This is a genomic window from Mesorhizobium sp. M7A.F.Ca.CA.004.04.2.1 (assembly GCF_004022825.1).
Taxonomy (GTDB): domain Bacteria; phylum Pseudomonadota; class Alphaproteobacteria; order Rhizobiales; family Rhizobiaceae; genus Mesorhizobium.
This window is the reverse complement of sequence record NZ_RZPH01000012.1, coordinates 1-20036: the sequence shown is the minus strand read 5'-3', so window position 1 is coordinate 20036 and position 20036 is coordinate 1. Positions and strand designations below refer to the sequence as shown.

The 20036-nt window shown below is 63.7% G+C and carries 21 protein-coding genes; 10 read left to right on the top strand and 11 right to left on the bottom strand.

Annotated features, from left to right (window positions below):
* The first annotated feature begins 10 nt into the window (after positions 1-10).
* Positions 11-937, top strand: coding sequence for an ABC transporter ATP-binding protein (locus tag EN893_RS01510; RefSeq protein WP_127268578.1), 927 nt, complete (start codon positions 11-13; stop codon positions 935-937).
* The gene (locus EN893_RS01505) at positions 934-1695 is read left to right on the top strand and encodes an ABC transporter permease (RefSeq protein WP_127268577.1); all 762 of its coding nucleotides are present in this window, start codon (positions 934-936) and stop codon (positions 1693-1695) included. The genes EN893_RS01510 and EN893_RS01505 overlap by 4 nt, the downstream gene beginning before the upstream one ends.
* A 77-nt stretch (positions 1696-1772) precedes the next feature.
* On the opposite strand, the gene EN893_RS01500 is transcribed toward EN893_RS01505, so the two are convergent.
* Positions 1773-2810 (bottom strand): phosphatidylglycerol lysyltransferase domain-containing protein, encoded by a 1038-nt coding sequence (locus EN893_RS01500; protein ID WP_127268576.1) that lies wholly within the window; start codon positions 2808-2810, stop codon positions 1773-1775.
* A gap of 352 nt (positions 2811-3162) precedes the next feature.
* On the opposite strand from EN893_RS01500, the gene EN893_RS01495 reads away from it, so the two are divergent.
* On the top strand, positions 3163-4353 hold the full coding sequence (locus EN893_RS01495) for an NAD(P)/FAD-dependent oxidoreductase (protein WP_127269737.1): 1191 nt from the start codon (positions 3163-3165) through the stop codon (positions 4351-4353).
* Here EN893_RS01495 and EN893_RS01490 read toward each other — a convergent pair.
* Positions 4345-4569 (bottom strand): hypothetical protein, encoded by a 225-nt coding sequence (locus EN893_RS01490; RefSeq protein WP_013528677.1) that lies wholly within the window; start codon positions 4567-4569, stop codon positions 4345-4347. The genes EN893_RS01495 and EN893_RS01490 overlap by 9 nt on opposite strands.
* A gap of 225 nt (positions 4570-4794) precedes the next feature.
* Entirely contained in the window at positions 4795-6798 is a 2004-nt protein-coding gene (locus EN893_RS01485; RefSeq protein WP_128361379.1) for a PhoX family phosphatase, read from the bottom strand.
* Positions 6799-7335: 537 nt separating this feature from the next.
* Between EN893_RS01485 and EN893_RS01480 the strand changes: the two genes are divergently transcribed.
* Positions 7336-7797 (top strand): hypothetical protein, encoded by a 462-nt coding sequence (locus EN893_RS01480; protein ID WP_127267187.1) that lies wholly within the window; start codon positions 7336-7338, stop codon positions 7795-7797.
* A gap of 317 nt (positions 7798-8114) precedes the next feature.
* Here EN893_RS01480 and EN893_RS01475 read toward each other — a convergent pair whose 3' ends face one another.
* The gene (locus EN893_RS01475) at positions 8115-8774 is read right to left on the bottom strand and encodes a response regulator transcription factor (RefSeq protein WP_023813468.1); all 660 of its coding nucleotides are present in this window, start codon (positions 8772-8774) and stop codon (positions 8115-8117) included.
* A complete protein-coding gene (locus EN893_RS01470) occupies positions 8771-10165 on the bottom strand; it encodes a sensor histidine kinase (protein ID WP_127267186.1) in 1395 nt (464 codons plus the stop codon). The genes EN893_RS01475 and EN893_RS01470 overlap by 4 nt, the downstream gene beginning before the upstream one ends.
* A gap of 172 nt (positions 10166-10337) precedes the next feature.
* Between EN893_RS01470 and EN893_RS01465 the strand changes: the two genes are divergently transcribed.
* From EN893_RS01465 to EN893_RS01445, 5 genes are all read left to right on the top strand, one after another.
* Positions 10338-10679, top strand: a complete 342-nt coding sequence (locus tag EN893_RS01465) for a hypothetical protein (protein WP_013528672.1) — start codon at positions 10338-10340, stop codon at positions 10677-10679.
* 14 nt (positions 10680-10693) lie between these two features.
* Positions 10694-11413: a phosphatase PAP2 family protein gene (locus EN893_RS01460; RefSeq protein WP_127267185.1), complete on the top strand. Its 720-nt coding sequence runs from the start codon at positions 10694-10696 to the stop codon at positions 11411-11413.
* 245 nt (positions 11414-11658) lie between these two features.
* Positions 11659-11937, top strand: a complete 279-nt coding sequence (locus EN893_RS01455) for a helix-turn-helix transcriptional regulator (protein WP_127267184.1) — start codon at positions 11659-11661, stop codon at positions 11935-11937.
* A 69-nt stretch (positions 11938-12006) separates the two neighbouring features.
* Positions 12007-13740, top strand: a complete 1734-nt coding sequence (locus tag EN893_RS01450; RefSeq protein WP_127267183.1) for a SulP family inorganic anion transporter — start codon at positions 12007-12009, stop codon at positions 13738-13740.
* 339 nt (positions 13741-14079) lie between these two features.
* Complete coding sequence (locus EN893_RS01445) at positions 14080-15456, top strand: adenylate/guanylate cyclase domain-containing protein (RefSeq protein WP_127267182.1); 1377 nt, start codon at positions 14080-14082, stop codon at positions 15454-15456.
* Positions 15457-15584: 128 nt separating this feature from the next.
* Here EN893_RS01445 and EN893_RS01435 read toward each other — a convergent pair whose 3' ends face one another.
* The 4 genes from EN893_RS01435 to EN893_RS01420 are packed head-to-tail and all read right to left on the bottom strand — an operon-like array spanning position 15585 to position 16935.
* Positions 15585-15923 carry a hypothetical protein gene (locus tag EN893_RS01435; RefSeq protein WP_127267181.1) on the bottom strand — a complete coding sequence of 113 codons (339 nt, stop codon included), beginning with the start codon at positions 15921-15923 and terminating at the stop codon, positions 15585-15587.
* A 1-nt stretch (position 15924) separates the two neighbouring features.
* Complete coding sequence (locus tag EN893_RS01430) at positions 15925-16443, bottom strand: hypothetical protein (protein ID WP_127269739.1); 519 nt, start codon at positions 16441-16443, stop codon at positions 15925-15927.
* On the bottom strand, positions 16436-16795 hold the full coding sequence (locus EN893_RS01425) for a hypothetical protein (RefSeq protein WP_164748707.1): 360 nt from the start codon (positions 16793-16795) through the stop codon (positions 16436-16438). Before EN893_RS01425 ends, EN893_RS01430 begins: the two co-directional genes overlap by 8 nt.
* On the bottom strand, positions 16792-16935 hold the full coding sequence (locus tag EN893_RS01420; protein WP_127269741.1) for a hypothetical protein: 144 nt from the start codon (positions 16933-16935) through the stop codon (positions 16792-16794). Before EN893_RS01420 ends, EN893_RS01425 begins: the two co-directional genes overlap by 4 nt.
* A gap of 175 nt (positions 16936-17110) precedes the next feature.
* Here EN893_RS01420 and EN893_RS01415 point away from each other — a divergent pair, with 175 nt between their 5' ends.
* Entirely contained in the window at positions 17111-18082 is a 972-nt protein-coding gene (locus tag EN893_RS01415) for an AraC family transcriptional regulator (RefSeq protein ID WP_127269743.1), read from the top strand.
* Positions 18083-18154: 72 nt separating this feature from the next.
* Here the strand turns inward: EN893_RS01415 and EN893_RS01410 are convergent, their stop codons facing one another.
* Positions 18155-18961 carry a YiiX/YebB-like N1pC/P60 family cysteine hydrolase gene (locus EN893_RS01410; protein ID WP_127269745.1) on the bottom strand — a complete coding sequence of 269 codons (807 nt, stop codon included), beginning with the start codon at positions 18959-18961 and terminating at the stop codon, positions 18155-18157.
* Between the two features lie 81 nt (positions 18962-19042).
* Positions 19043-19975, bottom strand: a complete 933-nt coding sequence (locus EN893_RS01405; RefSeq protein ID WP_127268426.1) for a CHAD domain-containing protein — start codon at positions 19973-19975, stop codon at positions 19043-19045.
* Between the last annotated feature and the right edge of the window lie 61 nt (positions 19976-20036).

Here is a 20036-nt window from a genome sequence, read left to right as displayed (position 1 = left end):
GTTTTCATCCATGCCTTCCATCCTGTCCATTTCCGGGGTCTCCAAGACCTACGCCACCGGTTTCACCGCGCTCAAGGAAGTCAATCTCGACATTCAGCGCGGCGAGATCTTCGCGCTGCTTGGACCCAATGGCGCCGGCAAGACGACGCTGATCTCGATCGTCTGCGGCATCGTCAACCGTTCGTCGGGCACCGTCACCGTCGACGGCCACGACATCAACAAGGATTATCGCGCCGCGCGCGGTCTGATCGGGCTGGTGCCGCAGGAACTGACAATCGACGCCTTCGAGAGCGTCTGGGCGACGGTCAATTACAGCCGTGGCCTGTTCGGCAAGCCGGCCAACCCCGGCTTTGTCGAGAAGGTGCTGCGCGACCTGTCGCTGTGGGACAAGAAGGACGCCAAGGCGATCACCCTGTCGGGCGGCATGAAGCGCCGGCTGATGATCGCCAAGGCGCTGTCGCATGAGCCGCGCATCCTGTTCCTCGACGAGCCGACCGCCGGCGTCGACGTCGAGCTGCGCCAGGACATGTGGGCGATGGTGCGCCGGCTGCGCGAGGACGGCGTCACCATCATCCTCACCACGCATTATATCGAGGAAGCCGAGGCGATGGCCGACCGGGTCGGCGTCATCAACCGCGGCGAGATCATCCTGGTCGAGAACAAGGCCGAACTGATGCGCAAGCTCGGCCGCAAGCGGCTGGTGCTGGAACTGCGCAATCCGCTGACGGCCATTCCCGAGGCGCTCTCGCGCTATGCGCTGGAGTTGTCGCCCGATGGCGGGCAGCTGACCTACACCTATGACAATCAGGCCGAGCGGCCCGGCGTCGCCTCGTTGATGCGCGATCTCGAGGCCGGCGGCATCCAGTTCCGCGATATCGACACGCAAAACTCTTCGCTCGAGGAGATCTTCGTCAATCTGGTGAGGAGGGAACCATGAACCTTCGCGCCGTATGGGCGATCTATCGGATGGAAATGGCGCGTGCTTTCCGCACCGTGCTGCAGAGCATCGTCTCGCCGGTCATCTCGACATCGCTGTATTTCGTCGTCTTCGGCTCGGCCATCGGCTCGCGCATCACCGAGATCGACGGCATCAGTTACGGCGCCTTCATCGTGCCGGGTCTGATCATGCTGTCGCTGTTGACGCAGTCGATCTCCAACGCCTCCTTTGCCATCTACTTCCCGAAATTCGTCGGCTCGATCTACGAGCTTCTGTCGGCGCCGGTCTCCTATCTGGAGATCGTCATCGCCTATGTCGGCGGCGCCGCGACCAAGTCGATCCTTCTCGGTCTGATCATCCTGGCCACCGCCTCGCTGTTCGTGCCGCTGACCATCCTGCATCCGTTCTGGATGCTCGCCTTCCTGGTGCTGACGGCGGTGACCTTCAGCCTGTTCGGCTTCATCATCGGCATCTGGGCGAAGAGTTTCGAGCAGCTGCAGCTGGTGCCGCTGTTGATCATCACGCCGCTGACCTTCCTCGGCGGCAGCTTCTATTCGATCAACATGCTGCCCGAGATCTGGCGCACGGTGACGCTGTTCAATCCGGTCGTCTATCTGATCAGCGGCTTCCGCTGGAGCTTCTACGGCAAATCCGATGTCTCGGTCGGTATCAGCCTCGGCATGACGATCGTCTTTCTGCTGATCTGCATAGCGATCGTCGCCTGGATCTTCAGGACCGGCTACCGGCTCAGGAACTGAGCGGCGAAAGCGCCGTGTGACGCTGTCAGGTCTGTCGAGATTCAAGTCAGGCCGGCCTCACCTGAATATCGCCAGACCTAGATCGCCTTGACCAGCCGCAGCAACCCCAGCATCTCGACATACGTCCCCTTGCGGAAGGCGATGTAGACCGGCTCCTCGACGCCGTGGAAGCGGCGCTTGAACGCCGCTTGGCCCTGCAGGTTGAACCTGCGCCGATTGACCCAGGGAGAAGAATAGGCGCGCTGGAAGGCATTGCGCCAGAAATCGCTTTCGGCAAATCCGCTCGGGCCCACATCGACGAGCGGCGACAGGCCGAGCGTGACCACCGAGATGCCCTCTTCGCGAAAACGGTCAACGGCGAACTTGGTCAGGCCGATCTCGGCATGCGGTGAGGCGTCGAGATGCTTGCGCTTGAAGGCGGTGGTGTAGCCGATGACCTTGCCGCCGGCAAACAACGGGTCGAAGTCGAGCAAAGCGACCAGTTCGCCATCGGGACCGTGCAGGACGAAACGGCGCATGTCGGTGCCGAGATGGTCGGCGAAATGGCGGTTGAGAAAACCCATCTCCCAGCGCTTGACGATGCGGTCGCCGCGCCAGTTTTCCGAAAGCCGGGCGATCTCGTCGAGGTAGATCGTGCGCTTGTCCTCTTCGAACGAAAAGCCTTTCTTCAGCAGCCAGCGTTCGGAGTAGCGCACGGTCTCGTTGCGCTTCCCGGAAAAATCATGCTCGGGCAGGGCGAGGCGGGTGTCGATGCCGAGGCGATTGACCTTGTAGCCAAGGCCGGCCAGCACGCGTGCGGTGTCCTCGCCGACCTGCACGAACCATGGGCTGCCGGCGGTCTCGACGAAGCGCTTGATGTAATCGGCCCGACGCGCCGGAGCCGCCACCGGGTCGCCGAGCGCGAAATGGTGCTTCATCTTGGTACCGAAGGCGATGTAGCCATCGGCGTCGCCGAAATAGGAAAGCTTGCCTTGCACGGCGGTGGAATAGGCGAGCGAGAAGTCGCCATAGCGGCGCACCAGTGCCAGGCGTTCGATATGGGTCAGCGCCTGCCGCTCGACCTCGGGCGCGGCGGCCTCAAGGATCTTGTCGAAATAGAACCGCAAGGAGGGCATGGTCGAGATTCCGCGTGCCGCCTACAGCGCCGGCCGTCCAGGACGCGCCAAGGTGCTGTAACACTTTGATTCTGCGCATGACTCGAAAATCGGACTCGATTTCGGGCATGCGCGTGGGGGATAACCGAGACCCGCCAGCCACCCAAGGCCTCGAATCAATCACATTGCCGCGACCTGATTACCGTTGATATCGCGCATATGCCATATAGAGCGCAACCGCGGCCCGGCGTGTGGCGCTAAATCGCATCGCTCGAAATTCGGCCGCGGTTTGCTGCAGGGGATCCTGCGCGCGATCAAACGGTTACAGCGTCCTGCGAGCCTTACGGCGGGACGTCCAATGGGATTCGAGTGAATGACTGATACGACAATCAGATCGGTTGCGGATCTGCCGGCCACGGTCGAGCCGGCAATCGTCGTCGGCGCCGGTGCTGCCGGGCTGGCTGCCGCGCATGCCTTGATGAACGCCGGCGTGCCTACGGCGATCCTGGAAAAGGAAAGCCGGCTGGCCGAGCCCTGGCACCGGCGCCACCAGCAATTGCATCTCAACACCCATCGCGATCTTTCTTCGCTGCCTGGTCTCGCCTTTCCCCCTGGCACGCCCGCCTTTCCGCAAAGAATGGTCGTCATCCGCCACATGAACGATTTCCAGAAGGAGAACCGGCTGCCGGTGCAGTTTGGCGTCGCGGTCGAAGAGATCATCTTCAAGGGCGATCACTGGGCATTGCGCACCAGCGCCGGACCGCGCTTGGCCCGCAATGTCGTCATCGCTACCGGCCGCGACAGGCAGCCGTTCACGCCCGAATGGAAAGGCATGAGGGATTTCGTCGGGCGCATCATCCATTCGGCGGATTTTGGTGACGCGCAAGCCTATGCGGGCCAAAAAGTGCTGGTCGTCGGCGCCGGCAATTCGGGCTTCGATGCGCTCAATCATCTGGCCGGCATAGACACGGCCGCCATCTGGCTGTCGGCCCGCAACGGTCCCGCCCTGCTGCCCAAGCGCATCTGCAAGATCGCCGTGCACCGGCTTTCGCCGATCATGGCGCGCTTGCCGTTGCGGCTCGCCGATGCGGTGATGGCGGCAACGCAGCGGCTGGTTTTCGGCGACCTGACCAAATTCGGTCTGCCGCCCGCGCCTGCGGGCGGCGCCAGCCGCCTGAGCTCGGATTACACCGCGATCGCCGCCGACGACGGCGCCGTCGGCGCCATCAAGGCCGGCAAGATCACCGTCGTGCCGGGCATACGGGAATTCACCCGCGATGGCGTGATCCTGGCCAATGGCAGCCTGATCCATCCCGACATCGTCATTGCCGCGACAGGCTACCGCACGGGGCTGGAGCCCATGGTCGGCAAGCTCGGCGTGCTCGACGCCAAGGGCGTTCCGCTCTTCAACGGTGGCGAAGCCGATCCAAAATTGCCCGGTCTGTGGTTCACCGGCATGCGGCCAAGCATTCGCGGCTGCTTCGCCAATGCCGGCATCCTGGCCAAGGCGATCGCCAAACGAATTGCAAGGTCGGCCTCGCACCAATCCAGCGCATCACGCTGATTTCGGTTCCAGCCGCCGGAAACCGACGGCTTCCATCAGCATGTCCTCTTCCACCATGCCGGCATTGTGCAAGGCGAGCAGGTTAAGCGCGATTTCCCGCGCGTCGGCGGAATCGGGATGTGCCTCGCGCCGCCGGCAGGCCTCGTCGAACACGCGCTGCAGCTTGGCGATATCGGCTGGCTTGAGCAAGCCACGGTCATAGACGGACTTCGACATGGCGATCTCCTGATAAAGACCTAGAGCGCCATGTTTAAATTGCCAATCTTTCCCGAGGCTTGACCGACTTCCCCCCGTCGCCTCGCCATCCTGGGGCGGAGCAAGGGGCGAAGCGACGCGGCGCAGACCCCAGGAGCTGCTCCGCAGCCCAAGGGATACATGCCGCGGCTCAAGGCGCAGCAGCGGCGCAAATTCTGCTCCGCTGCTGCCCATGCGAGTGGGCAATCAGACCGCGATCTTGCCGCCGCCCTGTTTGGTGATGGCGACGACCGACGGCCGCACCGGCATGTCGGGCTTGAAGTCGGGCCAACGCGTCGACAGGTCCTCATAGTAGGACGGGCGCCCGAACGCTTCCCAGTCCTCTCCGCCGTCGCCCGTATGCTGGACGGCGACGAAGGCGGGCTGGTCGTCGGGCGCAAACAGCGGACCGCACATTTCGGCGCCGATCGGCACGCGGAAGAATAGTTTCGAGGTCGCCCGCGCCGCCCCCTCCGTGTCCACCGCCCATAAGCCATCGGTGCGGCCGGTGGCTTTCGGACCCTGGCCGTCGGTCGCGACCCAGAGACGCCCGGCCGAATCGACCGCGCAATTGTCGGGCATGCCGAACCAGCCATTGGCCGTCGTTGCCGTCGAGAAGGTGGCACCGACATCGGCAACCGAGGGATCGCCGCATTTCAGCAGCACTTCCCACTTGCCCTTGGCGGCCGTGAAATCACCGCCGTCCTCGGCGATCTCGATGATGTGGCCGAAGGCGTTTTCGGCGCGCGGGTTGGCGGCGTCGACCTGGTCGGCCTTGCGCTTCGAATTGTTGGTCAGCATGACATAGACCTTGCCGTTGACGCCATTGGGCTGAATGTCTTCCGGGCGGTCCATCTTGGTGGCGCCGAGCAGGTCGGCGGCGCGGCGCGTCTCGATCAGCACGTCGGCCTGGCCAGTGAAACCGTTTTCAGCCGTCAGCGGCCCCTGGCCGAACACGATCGGCAGCCATTCGACCGTGCCGTCTTCGGCGAACCTGGCGACATGCAGCGTGCCATCGTCGAGCAGGTCCTTGTTGGCGGCACGGTCGTTCGGATTGAACGCGGCCCTGGTCACGAACTTGTAGACATAGTCGAAGCGCTCGTCGTCACCGAGATAGAAGACGACGCGGCCGTCCTTGGCGACGATCGATTCGGCGCCCTCATGCTTGAAGCGGCCCATGGCGGTGCGCTTCCTCGGCGTCGAGGTCGGGTCGTTGACATCGACCTCGACGATCCAGCCGAAGCGGTTGGCTTCGTTGGGTTCCTTGGCGAGGTCGAAACGCTCGTAATGCGCCGCCCATTCATAGGCGCCTTCGGGAATGCCGAGACGCTTGTAGTTCGCGGCTTCCTTGTGGTCTTCCGGCAGCTCGCCGGAAAAATAGCCATGGATGTTCTCCTCGGCCATCACATAGGTGCCCCAGGGCGTGACGCCGCCGGCGCAATTGTTGACGGTGCCGAAAACCTTGGTGCCGGACGGATCGGCTTTGGTCTTGACGCGGTCATGGCCGGCAACGGGGCCGGACAGCGCCATTTCGGTGTTGGCGGTGATGCGGCGATTGAGCTTGCCGTCGCGCACCACCTGCCATTTGCCACCGTCCTTGCGGATCTCGACGATGGTGCCGCCATGGGCGGCCATCTCGACATCGACCTGCTCCTTCGAGAGGGGTGCGACTTCTGCCGACTTCTTGCCGTCCTTCTCGACGATCTTTACGATGCCCGGGAACATCAGATGCGGATTGGTGTATTCGTGGTTGACCACCAGCAGGCCATGTTCGGCCGAGCCGTCGATCGGGATGTAGCCGACATAGTCATTGTTGTAGCCGAACTGTTTCGCCTGGGCCTCGGCCGACTGTTTCGTCGGGTCGAAGTCGGGCGAATCGGCAAACAACGGATCGCCCCAGCGCAGCAGGACATCGGCATCGTAACCCGACGCGACATGGTGCTTGTCGTCGATGCCGGCCTCAAGTTCGTCGAACGCGAAGGCCGAGCCTTCCGCGGCCCTGGCCTCGTCGGCGCTGATCAGCGCCAGCGGGCTGACGGTGGCGGCGATGGCCGAGACGGCCAGCGAGCCCTTGAGGAAGCCGCGGCGCGAGAACCGCGCGGCGATGATCTCGCCCATGGTGCGGTTGTCGGAGGCGTTGATGGCCGGGCCGTCGTTTTCCTCGAGCAGGCTGGTGCGGAATCGGGTGTCGGCGGAGCGAAGGTCAGTCATGGTGGCTTGCCTCTGGCTGTCGGGTTGGCTGGAGCGTGGGGTACCTGTTTGACCCCCCTTATAATCGCCGGGTCACATTTTCGTGACATCGGGAGACCTTTCAGGCGCGACAGGCATTACGCGCAGCGCTGGCTCAGCATTCCCGAAGGCCGTGAACTGCTCCGGAATCGTCTTTTCGAGAGGAAGGAGACCTTCGGCGGCATGTTTCGCCGCGCATCCATGGGGTCAGTCGTTGCAAACGGCCGGCTCGACAAAGTCACCTCCGCCGCCCCCGGCGGAGGTGACTTGATGTTCGGCGTCTGCCGTCGTCAGGCGTAGGGAAAGCGAGTCTCCCATTTAGCGATGGCGGTCGCGGCGCCGTTCATGCAAAGCTAATGTAGCATACGCTTGGGACTTTAGTCCAATCTTGCGCTTTCAAAGGTCCTAGTTGACAACCGCAACGGTCGGAGGTCGCTTCCGGACCCCGCGTCTTTCGGCAATGTTGTTGCACTGCAACGTTGGGGTGGGGCGCGCCGGGCTCAGTCGTCGGAGATCAAAATGCACAGATCGGTCACGACCCGTTGCTGCCGGCTGGCGCTCAAATCGGCAGCGGCGCTGGCGTTGACGATTGCTCCCTACCAAATTGTCCTGGAGGGCTCCGTTCCCGGCATTCACACCGCCAGCGCATACGCCAAGGGTGGCGGTAACAGCGGTGGTGGCGGCGGCAACGGCGGCAATTCCGGCGGCGGCAATGGAGGGAACAGCGGCGGGAATAGCGGGAATGGCAACAGCGGCAATAGCGGCAAATCGGGATCCAATCAGGGTAAGAGCGGAAGCCATGTCAATGCAAAGACCGGTGACAAGGTCGACGTGACCGGCAACAAGATCACGGTCCGGCATCCCGACGGCATAACGGAAAAGCTTGAGAACGGACGTTTCAGCATGAAGGACGCGCTCGGTCGCACGATCATCGACCGCCAGGCCACGCCGGCCGATGCCGATCGTCTCAAGGCCTTGTGAAGCTGGCCAACAGGCAACGGTCAGCTTTGCACGTCACCTCCGCCGCCCCCCGGCGGAGGTGACCTCGTTTTTGGCGGTGCCGCCCCGGTCCCCGAGGCGCGACGCGCTTTTGCGCGGTCCGCACCTTGCGGAGGCACGCAACCTTGCAATCGTTGTTTTGCGCAATCCAGGACGGAAACCGCTGCGAATTCCCCTAGAGCCGGATGATTTCAGGTCGAAATCGGCCTGAAATCTAAATCCGCCTCTAAATCAAAGAGATAGAGCATGATGTCTTCCGAAAACCGCTTCACACCTTTCGGCATCATGCTCTCGTTGCTTTAGGAAGGCCTGTCGCGGTCGCGCAACTCACGCATCATCAAGGCTGCTTCGGTGCGGTTTCGCACATTGAGCTTCGACAGCACCCCGGTCATGTGATGCTTGACGGTCTTCTCCTGCAGCTCAAGCCGCAAGGCGACTTCCTTGTTGCTCAGCCCCTCCGCCACCAGCCGCAGGATTTCCGTCTGCCGATCGGTGAGCTGCCGCAGCCGTTCCGCAATGCCGTCGGTCGGCTGCTGGGACTGGAGATCCGAAAGCAGCCGGGCCGACAGCGTCGGCGACAGATAGCTTTCGCCGGCTGCAACATTGCGCAGGATGTCGGCGAGCCCGCGCGACCCGACGCCTTTGAGGACATAGCCATTCACCCCTGCGTTCAGCGCCTTTGTCACATCGGCGTTGGCCTCCGAAACGGTCAGCATGACGATCTTCTGGGCCGGATGGCTGGCGAGAATGCTTGCCACCGCGGTCAGCCCGCCGCCCGGCATGGAGATATCGAGCAGCAAGATGTCGGGCCGCACCGTCGTGGCGAGGCGTTCGGCATCCTGCGCCGTGGCGCCCTCGCCAACCATCTCGAAGCCTCCGATCTCCGACAGGCTGCGCGTCACACCTTCGCGAAAGAGGGGGTGATCGTCGACAATGGCGATGCGAATGGTCCCAGTCATGCTTGCTCCTCGACCGATAGACGGATCACCAAACGCGTACCTTGCGGCCCGGTCAAGGTTTCGAACTGTCCGCCAATGCTTTCGACCCGCTCCCTGAGGCCGGCGAGGCCGAGACCCTCGACCCGTGCCGCCGGATCGAAACCGGGCCCGCCGTCCGACACTTCGACAAAAAGCCGGCCACCTTTCATCCCCGCACTCACCGCCTGATCCTTGCCCAACCCGTGGCGATAGGCGTTGTTCAGCCCTTCCTGGACGAAACGATAGATGCTGATCTTCTCGGAGGCGCCGGGCTCCGGCAAGTGTCCGGTCAGCGTCAGCGTCACCGACGTTCCCGTCCTCTGCTCGTGTTCCTTGACCGCCAGCCGCAGAATGTCGGTTGCGGCAGCCGTCTCGATCTGCGGCAAAACAAGGCCGGTGCAGATGCCGCGTATTTCGCGCATCGCGTCCTCCAGTGTCTTGCGGATCATTGCGACCTCGGTCGAACGGCTTACGCTCGAATGGCCGTCGCTGGAAAATATCGGGCTGTCCATGCGCAGCGCCGCCAGTGCCACGAGTTGGGCCGGGCCGTCATGGAGGTCGGCGCCGATCCGGCGCAGATATCTTTCGTTGAGCGCGGTGGCGCGGCGGGACGCCCGTTGCACGCGCAGTCGCAAAGCACTGTTTTGCGCCACCAGACCCTGCAGCTCCGAGACCTGGCGGCGCAGTGCCCCACGCTGATCGTCGATGGTGCGGCTGCCGCGCAGGACGATGCCCGACAGGAGCAGGAATGCCGCGAGCGTCGCGCCGGCCACGATCAGCCAGCTCGACCACAGGGCGGACGCCAGGGTGGCCTGGAAATCGTCGGCGATCTCATAAAACTCGGTGACCGCCACCACCTCGCCCGACCAGGGCTCGCGCACGGGATTGTATATCTCCAGCAATGGCAAGCCGGTAGCCTTCTCCTCGCGTTCATCATCATCGAATGTATTGAATTCAGCGACGACATTGCCTTCGAAGGCGGAACGCAGATTGTCGCTCGGACCGAAGCGGCGGCCGATCAGGGACGCCTCCTTAGCGTAGAGAACCGTGCCGTCGCGGCGCCAGAGCACGAACGATTGGAGGCGCTTGCCGAGCGCGCCCTGGCCAAGCGTCTCGTCCAGCGCCTGCTTGACGGACTCGCTGAGCTCCTGGTCCTTGCGTAAGTCGGGAAGCAGCGGCGCAATCACGCTGTCGACATAGAGCGCCGTCGTGGCGGCCGAATTGCGGATGACGCCGTCCCGGATCTGCGCCGTCACCCAGGTGCCCACCACCAACATGACGGCCAGCAGGCCAAAGCCGCCGGCAACGACGAATTGCAGGGCAAGGGAAAGCTCGCTCCAGCGCCGCATCAGGTTTTGAAAACTGCGAATCATGAGCCCCTGACCGCCCTTCGAACCGACAGATTGGGCGATGTTAGTACTTTGAGCTTCCGGCTTGCCATTGCCAAGGGCTTCGTTTGGTCGAGGTCGCTTGACGTCCCGGCGCGCTTGGGAAACAACGTCCGCGACGCACGCGGCGGGAGCCGCTCCGAGAGGGGACGAAACGTTGAGTTTTTCGGGATTGCTGCAGCTCGGCTTTTCGACGGTCATTTTCCTGCTGGCGGCGACAGCCGCCAAGCAATGGGGCCTTGCGCCGAGCCTTGGCAAGATAGCGCTGACGCTGGCGCTCTATTCGCTGGGCAATCTGATCATGCTGCGGCTGATCCGCGAATTCGGCATGTCGGTGTCGTTCAGCCTTTCCGCCGTCATCCAGCTGGTCTCCGTGAACGTCGTGGCGCTGGTCTTCTTCGGCGAGCGCGTCAATGCGCTGCAGGCGACCGGCATCATGCTGGCGATCGCAGCGGTGGCGCTGATCACGCTCGGACCCTATCTGCAAGGTCGGCTGTAACGGGCGAATTGCCGATGAAGAACGCCGCGAACGCTTTGCTCAACCGGGTCGAATTCCCGGTGCTGCTGGCCGGCCTGGTCATCGCCGCCGGCCTGTGGGGATTCGAGGAGCTGATGGAGATTGCGCGCGCCACCACGCCGCACGCCTTCGACACCGAGATCCTGCTCGCCTTCCGCCAGGCGGGGCGCCCTGACAGCCCGATCGGCCCGCTGTGGCTGCAAGGGGCGATGCGCGACATCACAAGTCTTGGCAGCGGCAGCGTGTTGGTGCTGATCGTGACGGCGGTAATCGTCTATCTCCTGCTTATCCGCAGGCCGGCGACCGCCCTTTTCATCTTCGTGGCGGTGGCCGGCGGTCAGGTGCTGTCGAGCCTGCTGAAAGCCGGCATCGACCGGCCGCGCCCCGAACTCGTCTCGCATCTCGTCAACGAAACGACGCTGTCTTTTCCGAGCGGCCACGCCATGCTGTCGGCCGTGACCTATCTGACGCTCGGCGCGCTGGCGGCACGCTTCCTGCCCGGTCGAACGACGAAGATCTATGTGCTGTCGCTGGCGGTGCTGACGACGCTGCTGGTCGGCATCAGCCGCATCTATCTTGGCGTCCACTGGCCATCGGATGTGCTTGCCGGCTGGTGCGCCGGCTTCGTCTGGGCGATGCTGTGCTGGCTCGCTGCCCGGGCGTGGCAGCGATGGCGCGGGCAGCGCCTGAACGGCGACAGCGAGACTGGAGACTAGATCAGCCGGTCGATCAGCCCGTGCCCGCAGCCCACCGACAGCAAGGCCGCCCAGGTCATGAAGGTCTTGAAGAATTCAACCGCGTTACCCCCTGCCTAGATGGACACCCTAGGCACAATCCCGGGAAGTATCTGAATGATCGGTCAGCCGCCCCTTTACGCCTCAGACGTTCATCCTAATGCTTGAAACATCACAATGATAGTATTATACCTTATTCCTGCAGACTCAGACGGGGATTCCGGCCGATGATCACTGCCGCGCAGATGCGCGCCGCAAGGGCGCTGGCCGGCATCGATCAGAAGACGCTCGCCGAGCGCGCCGGCGTTTCGCTTCCAACCATCCAGCGCATGGAGGCGAGCGATGGCGTGGTCAGGGGCGTGGTCGACACGCTGATGAAGGTCATCCAGGCTCTCGACGAGGCCGGGGTGGAGCTGATCGGCGAGAACCAGACCAGCGAGCGCGGCGGCCGGGGCGTGCGCCTCAAGGCTGCCGTGCCGCGGGATCCCAAGGCTGAGCCGGCATAAAGTCGCGACGGCGACCGCCGACAGCCCTGCCGACGATCCCGCCGCCTTTCAGGGTGCGAAAGGCAGTCCATGGATCAGACGCAGCGGGCAGTGCATCAACCGGCCCACAGGTCGGCCCATAGGCCGGTAAAACCGACATTTTCCGAATTGTTCACGCCGAAGCTGGTGACGGTCTGGCGCGAGGGCTACACGTTCGCCGACTTCAAGGCGGACGCCATTGCCGGGCTGACGGTCGCCATCGTCGCGCTGCCCTTGTCGATGGCGATCGCCATCGCCTCGGGCGTGACGCCCGAGCGCGGCCTCTACACCTCGATCGTCGGCGGCTTCATCATTTCGGCGCTCGGCGGCAGCCGCTTCCAGATCGGTGGTCCGGCCGGCGCCTTCATCGTGCTGGTGGCCGCGACGGTTGCCCGGGTCGGCATCGATGGACTGCTGTTGGCAACGATGATGGCAGGGGTCTTCCTGCTCGCCATGGGCTATCTCCGCCTCGGCACCTACATCAAGTTCATTCCCTATCCGGTGACGGTCGGCTTCACCGCCGGCATCGCCGTCATCATCTTTTCAGGACAGATCGTCGAACTGTTCGGGTTGAAGCTTGCCGGCAGGGAGCCGGGCCCGCTGGTGCCGAAGTTGATCGCGGTCGGTGAGGCGGCCGGCACCATCAATCTTGCGGCGACCTTCGTGGCGGTGTTGACCATCTTCACCATCGCCGGCCTGAAGCGCTGGCGGCCGACATGGCCTGCCATGCTCATCGCCATCGGGCTGGCATCGCTGGTCGTGGCGCTTCTCTCGCTGCCGGCGGAGACGATAGGCACTCGCTTTGGCGGCATCCCGCGTAGCCTGCAAATGCCCGCTCTGCCGCCGATCAGCCTGGGCAGGATGATTGACGTGCTGCCGGATGCCATTGCCTTTGCCCTGCTCGGCGCGATCGAATCGCTGCTGTCGGCGGTGGTCGCCGACGGGATGACGGGCCGGCGGCATCGTTCCAACTGCGAACTGGTGGCGCAAGGCTTCGCCAACATCGCGTCCGCCCTGTTCGGCGGCATCTGCGCCACCGGCACCATCGCCCGCACCGCGACCAATGTGCGGGCCGGCGCCCACGGACCGGTTTCGGGCATCGTCCACTCCGCCATCCTGCTCGCTTTGATGCTGGTGGCGGCGCCGCTCGCCAGCTACATCCCGCTCGCAGCCCTGGCTGGCGTGCTGGCGGTCGTGTGCTGGAACATGTTCGAGAAGCAGGCCTTCGCCACCTTGCTGCGTGCCTCGCGCGGCGATGCGCTGGTGCTGATGGCGACCTTTCTGCTCGTCATCTTCCGCGATCTCACCGAAGGCATCGTCGTCGGCTTCGTGCTGGGCTCGATCCTGTTCATCGACCGCATGGCCAAGTCGATTGCGGTCGAGGCCGATCAGCCGCTGGTGCAGGAGGATGTCGCCGACAGCGCCAACGCCTACGATGCCAGCGAGGCGACCGACGCCGACACCGTGGTCTACCGCATCTCGGGCGCCTTCTTCTTCGGCGCGGCATCGACCGTCGGCACCGTACTCGACCGCATCGCCGACCAGCGCAGGAACTTCATCCTCGACTGCTCGGCCGTACCGTTCTTCGATTCGACGGCGGCCAACGTCATCGAGGGCGCCGCCCACAAGGCCAGGCGCGCCAGCGTCCGCTTCATCATATCAGGCGCCGCGCCGCAGATCCGGCGCATGCTGATCAACCACGGCGTGAAGCGTCCGCTGGTGACCTATGCAGCGTCGATCGAGGAGGCGCGGGCGCAGCTGAAAGGCAAGATCGAGGTGCGGTAGGGGCCGGGATTTGCCGGCCGGCGGTCGCCTGAACGTCAACTTTTTGATCTCAAGCAAGCGGGGAGCACGCTTTAGGCGAGCGGGCTCACTTTAGTCCCAGATGCAAGGAAAGTCGCTTCGCGGCGGCGTCGAATGCCACCAATCTTCGTGACCTGAACAGGGAAGCCTCCGCCTATCCTGCTTCAGCTTTCACCGTGGTCCTTTGTCCGGACATTTTACTCTTTGCAGCCGCGTTTCAAAAATGAAACCGCAATCATGGTAGAGTTCGCGCACTGATTTGCCAGTAGAAGGCGGGTTTGCCAAATGCGTGACACGTCCCCGCGAAATCGAAGTGATCCTATGCCGACCGCGCCAACACTTGAACTTCGCCGCTATTCACGGCTGAGAAATTTGCGAGAGCGCGCAGAACGCCAAGGTGCTGCATTGCAGTTCTGGGCGCGTACGGCATCGCTCGCCGTGATCTCCTGCTTCTTTTCATTAATCAGCCGCTGGGATGCCTCTCTGCTCTTCGTGCTGGCGGGCCTCATGTTGTTCCAGCTCGTCGGCCTGATCCAGTTTCGCTTTGCGCGCCGTCGCAACGCGCCATGGTGGATCGGTTATCTCGTAGGCACGCTGGACATCGTTCTGTTGACCGTTCTGCTGGTAACGCCCAACCCGTTTTCCCCGGAGGTCGCGCCGGCCGCGATGCAACTGCGCGAAGGCAGCTTCAAATTCCTGTTGATTTTCGTGTGCCTTGGCGCGCTGACCCTTTCGACCCGATTGGCGCTCTATCTCGGAGCGCTCGCAGCCTTGACGTGGACGATCGGGGTGGGATGGGTGATTCTTCATGCGGGAACCGTCCTTCCGGCGACGAACCTCTATTCGCTGCCGACGACAGAGCGACTGAACCTCTATCTCAATCCCAATTTCGTCGACACATTCGCGCAGGCGACCAACGTGTTGGTTGTGCTGATTATCGGCGCGATCATGGCGTTGGTCGTCTCTCGTTCTCGACATCTGTCGGAAGACTATGTCAAGGCAGAGCGCGCCCGCGCCAATCTCGCCCGGCATTTTTCGCCAAATGTCGTCGACCAGCTCGCCGCGGATGACGAGCCCTTCGGTCCGGTCCGCCGGCAGGATATCGCGGTACTGTTCGCCGACATCGTCGGCTTCACACACTATTCCGAGGATCATCCGGCCGAAGCAGTGTTCGAACTTCTGCGTCAGTTCCACCGTCGCATGGAGCAGGTCGTTTTCGACCACCATGGCACCGTCGACAACTATATCGGCGATTGCATCATGGCCACATTCGGGGTTCCGCAAGCCAGCCATAACGACGCAACCCGAGCCATCCAGTGCGCTGAAGCGATGATCGCCGCTCTCGAAGACTGGAATGTGCAGCGGGTGTCCAGGGGATACCCGTCGCTGGACGTTCGGATCGGTGCACAATATGGCGCAGTCGTCATCGGTGCGGTCGGCAGCGAGCGCAATCTTTCCTTCGCGGTGGTGGGCGACACCGTCAACGTCGCCAGCCGTTTGCAGGCGCTTTGCCGTGAACTTCAGGCAAACATTTGCTTTGGGTCACGACTGATAGAAGCCGCGAAGGCGGAATCGCCCACGACACAGTTGAATGCGCGCGATCATGGGCCGGTGAGCATCCGCGGTCGGGATGAACCGGTCCATGTCTGGGTCGAACACAGAGCCGAAAACCAGGGTGCTGTTTCGGTTTCGGCGTGATATAGCCGCCATGTGAAACGCCTGCATCTGCCGGAAAGTTCACGCCTGAAGGCATCATGCGCTCGCAGGCACTGAGCGAGGCGTCGATGTTCCTCTATCTGCGCGATCTCGAGGAGTGCGAAATCGTCTCAGCATGATTGCATCTGGCGGCTGAGCTTGCCGCGCACGGCCCCGGCGGTGCCGACGGCGCCATTGACCGCGCCCATCATCTTCATCTGCCCGGCGGTCTCGTTCATGCGCGCCCGGCAATCCTGCATTTTTCTGGTCGCCTCGACTGCAGCCAGGGCTTCGCCAAGACCTTCCGGCGAGTCCGTCTGGCTGCAGCTGGAAGCCAGCAGGCAGATAAGCATTGCGATCGGGCTGCCCCGCCTGACACGTGCCGTGGCTGGGAAAATGCCGCGATGTTCGGCCTCGAGGCTCCCGCTCGGAGTTGCTTTTCCCGCCACCCGTTTGCTGTTGCCCAACATCCTATCGCCCCATCGCCGGGCCGAGGATGAGGCTGCGGATTTTTGGCGTCAGCGGCCTGACGACATCGGCGAAGGGGTCGCCCTCGGCCCGCAAAGCCATCAATCCTTCGACCTCTTCGTCGATGGCCGAGATGGTCTCTGACTTCTGTGCGTCGGTCAGCTCCCTCATGCCGGATATGGCACCCCTGAGCTTGGCGAAAATGGCATCGAGTTCTGCGGCCGACATCGTCGCCAGGAACCCGCGCATGGTCTCGCCAAGCGCGACCTTCCAGCTGTCGGCGGTGAAGCCGGCTGTGCCGATCAAGCCCTTGTCCGCCGCATCGCGCTCATACCAGTCGGCGGCGATCTCCTCGTCATAGGCGAACTGACCGAATTCGGGCTGCAAGGCCTCGATCAGGCCGACGACCGCCGACGCATCCCGCGCTGTCAGCGCCAAGGCATGCGGGCTGTCGAACATCATGCCGGCAAGTGCGAGCGCGCCGGCTAGCCGGCGCATGGCTGCGAAACGCCGCTCAGCCATAACAGTCCTCCACAACGCCGGCCCGGGCACTGCTCGTCGCCTGGGACTGCAGAACCGAGCCGCCGATCGAGGCGGCCTGGCCGGCAATGACCCCACCATTGCCAGCCAGACCGCCAAGACCCCCCGCCATCGACAGGACACCGCCGAGCAGAGCCGCATTGGTCTGCGCCTTCGCCGCCTTCTTGGCGGCCTCGGCGCAGGCGGTTTCCGTCGATGGTTCGTTCCGGGCCTTGTTGCTGCCGGCCGCGCTCGCGATCAATGCCGTGTTGCTGTCGGCCTGGCCCGTTTGGCAGCCCGCCAGGGCAATGGTCAGGGCCACGAAAATGCTTTTTTTCATGGTGCTGCTCATCATCGGGCAGCGCGCGGCGGCAGCTTGACCTCGCGGTGATCGGTCACCGTGTTGCCCAACGAGATCGACAGCAGATAGGCACGCGGATTGAAGCCCGCCGCGGCCAGTGCCGACAGCGTCTTGAACAGTTGCAAATGAAACATCGTGCCCCCTTGGATTGCCGCCAATACGGTTCCGGTTTCGGAATCGCGCCGCAAACTAGGGGCATCGAAGGGGGACAGCTTGGACAGAACGGCACTGAAAGCGGCCAAAACGGCCCGGTATTGACGTTTTGCAGGCCGCGGCGCATATGACCGCGCTCTTGGCATGGGGGTGTCGATGACTGCGACGATGGGGCCGTCAGCTTCGTTCAGGCTGGCGACGGAGATGTTTCCGGAGCGGGATCGCGTCGAGATTACGCGCGAGGTTTACGGCCGCACGGTTCTGAGGGTGGACCTCGATCCGCTTGCGCCGGCGCAGATCGACATGCGGGTGCGCGCGTTGCCGGGCCTCGGCATCGCCACCGGCAGCTCATCGGAATTCCGGGTGCATCGCACATCGTCGCTGATCGACAACGACGACTTCGTTCTTCTGGCGGCCCTCGATGGGGGCAGCGTGATGAAGCACCGCGGCCGCGAGGAGGCGGTCGGCAACGGCCAGGCGCTGATGATGAGCGGTGACGAGGTTGGCCTCAACCTGATCGGCGCCGGCGGGTTCCGCTTCATCAATCTGAGTTTTTCGCGCAAGCAGCTTTCGCCTCTGATCGGCGATCCGGCAGCGGTCCTTATGCGGCCCTTGCCGACCCAAAGCGGGGCGATGCGGCTGTTGCTCGACTATATCAACTCGATCCAGGAGGTCGGAGACGAGTTGACTGCGGAGGCCTGTCACCTTGCGGCGACGCATGTCTTCGACCTTGCCGCACTCGCCATGGGCGCGACCAGGGATGCGGCCCAGATCGCACGCGGCCGTGGCGTCAGCGTTGCCCGCTTGCGCGCCATCAAGGCCGATATCGTCGCGCATGGTGGCCATGTCGACCTGTCGGCGCGGGACGTCGCCGCCCGCCACGGACTGTCGGCCCGCTATGTCCGCAAGCTGTTCGAGAGCGATGGCACATCCTTGATTGATTTCATGATGAACCAGCGGCTGGCGCGTGCCCATCGCATGCTTGGCGATCCGCGCCATGCCGGACGCAGCATCACCGCGATCGCCTACGAGGCCGGCTTCAACGATCTTTCCTATTTCAACCGGGCGTTCCGCCGCCGTTATGACGCCACTCCCTCGGACGTGCGCGTTGCGGCTTGCAAGCACTGACGCCAAAGCGCCGCCTGCCGGGCCGCGCTCCCGTGCCGTGCCGTCCATGCTGTTGGACTCATTTGATCGCGTCTATTCGGCGGCCTTTGCCCCGGGATCGGCAACCTTGTCGTCCCAGACCATCTGCCGGTAGTCGAAACCATATTCCAGCGTCGGTTTGACGATGCGGAAATAGGGCGACAGGTCGAAATCGCGCGGCGTGTAGAGCGAGTGGTGGCGGATGTGCAGGATTTCCTTGCGCGAATAGTTCGACTGCGCGGAGGCTCGGCCGGGCGCACGGGTGATTTCGGGCAGGATCGGATAGCGGATCTGGCCATAGGCCTCGGCGATCAGCGTCGAGCAGATCGCCCGTGTCGGGTCGCCGGAGCCGAAGGCCAGCATGCGGCGGCGCCAGCGCACCGGCACCGGCGGTGTGGGCAAGAAAAAACGCAGCATGTCGAAAATGTTCTTGAGGTCGTATTTCAGGCCGAGCCTGCCGATCATGAAGGCGACGACCTTGTCGCGATCCTCCGGCGCCAGCCCGCTCGCCCGGCAGATGCGGGTGTTGTAGGTGCGGTAGCGCGACAATGGCACGGCGACGCAGCCTTCGCCGATCGTGACCTCGATCAGGCGCGGCCGTTCCGAGCCGTCTTCCGGCGCGGGCAAGGCATCGCCGACATAGAAGGCCGCATGCGACCAGGTCGACTGGGTCAGGTACTTGATCGCCGCCGAGATCTTCTGATTGCCCTCGATCAGCAGGATGTCGCCCGGCTCAAGCGTGCGGCGCAGCGTTTCGGCATCGGACGGAGTGTAGGGCTCGTAGCCGGACGATTCTCCCTGCAGCCGGCCGGCAAGCCAGCGGCCAAGTCGATCCAGAAGCGTGTCGCCGGGCTCGGTCATGCCCCATGGCGATTAGCATGGGCGGGTAATGAGGGCTAGCGCACGCCTTCCTCCCCCGTCCGGAGCGCGAGGAAGAGCGTCCTACGATGCCGCGGCCTCTTCCGGCGGCGCAGCCAGATCGTCGCGCGCCTTGCGGGCCAGTTTGCGTGTCGAGCGTTTGGGATTGTCGCCGAACAGCTCGGCCGCTTCGGCCAGGCAGCTCTTCTTCAGCTGCTTCTCCGACCGCTTCAGCAGCTTGCCCAGAAGTTTCGTGTCCTCGGGCAGCCCGAGTGGCTGGTCGTCGGCCTCGAGCAACGCGCGCATCACCAGCACATCGTGCAGGTCGCCCAGCCGCTCGCCCAGTTCGTCGACCGCCTTGCGCCGGGCCTTGATCGGTGTCGGCCACAGCCTGCCGAGCAGCGACAGATGCATGCCGTGGGTCTTGGCCGCCTTGCGCAAATCGTGGAAATCATCGGCCGCGCCCCGCGATCTGGCCTTGTCGAGCGCCTTCCTGGCACGGCGCAGCGTGACGCGGGCACCTTCGGCAAGCACGTCGGCCGCCTGTTCCGGCTGGTCGGGCAAGGCCAACGCTTCGACGCGTTTGAGGCCATCCTCGCAAGCGGCGGTCGCCGCGCCGATCGCCGCCTCGAGCCCGCTGCCTTCGTGCAGTTCATGCTGGCGCGCGATCAGCCTGTCGCGCGCAGCAGTAAGCCCATCGTCGGCGCTCTCCTTGGGAAAGCTCGCCGCCAGCCGGTCGATGGTTTCGATCAGCGCTGTCGCCTCGCGCGGACCGGCAAGCAGGCCGGCTACATTGCGATAGCACTGGTTCTCGGTCTCGCAGAATGTTTCGTCGCCGGAACGAACAAGCCGCAGCAGGGCGCGGGCGCTCTTCAGCCGCTTGCGGCACTTGTGCAGCGCCTGTTCCGGCCGGCTCCGTGCGGCGTCAAGGTGATGCAGCGCCTTGCCGATTTCCTCGGCAAGGATACGCCTGACCTCGCCGGTCAGCGGCAGGCGCGGATCGATACGAAAGCTCATGCGGCGATCTCCGGTATCCCCCCAAGGGCGAGCGACGCGTTGTAGAATTTTGACTCGCCGG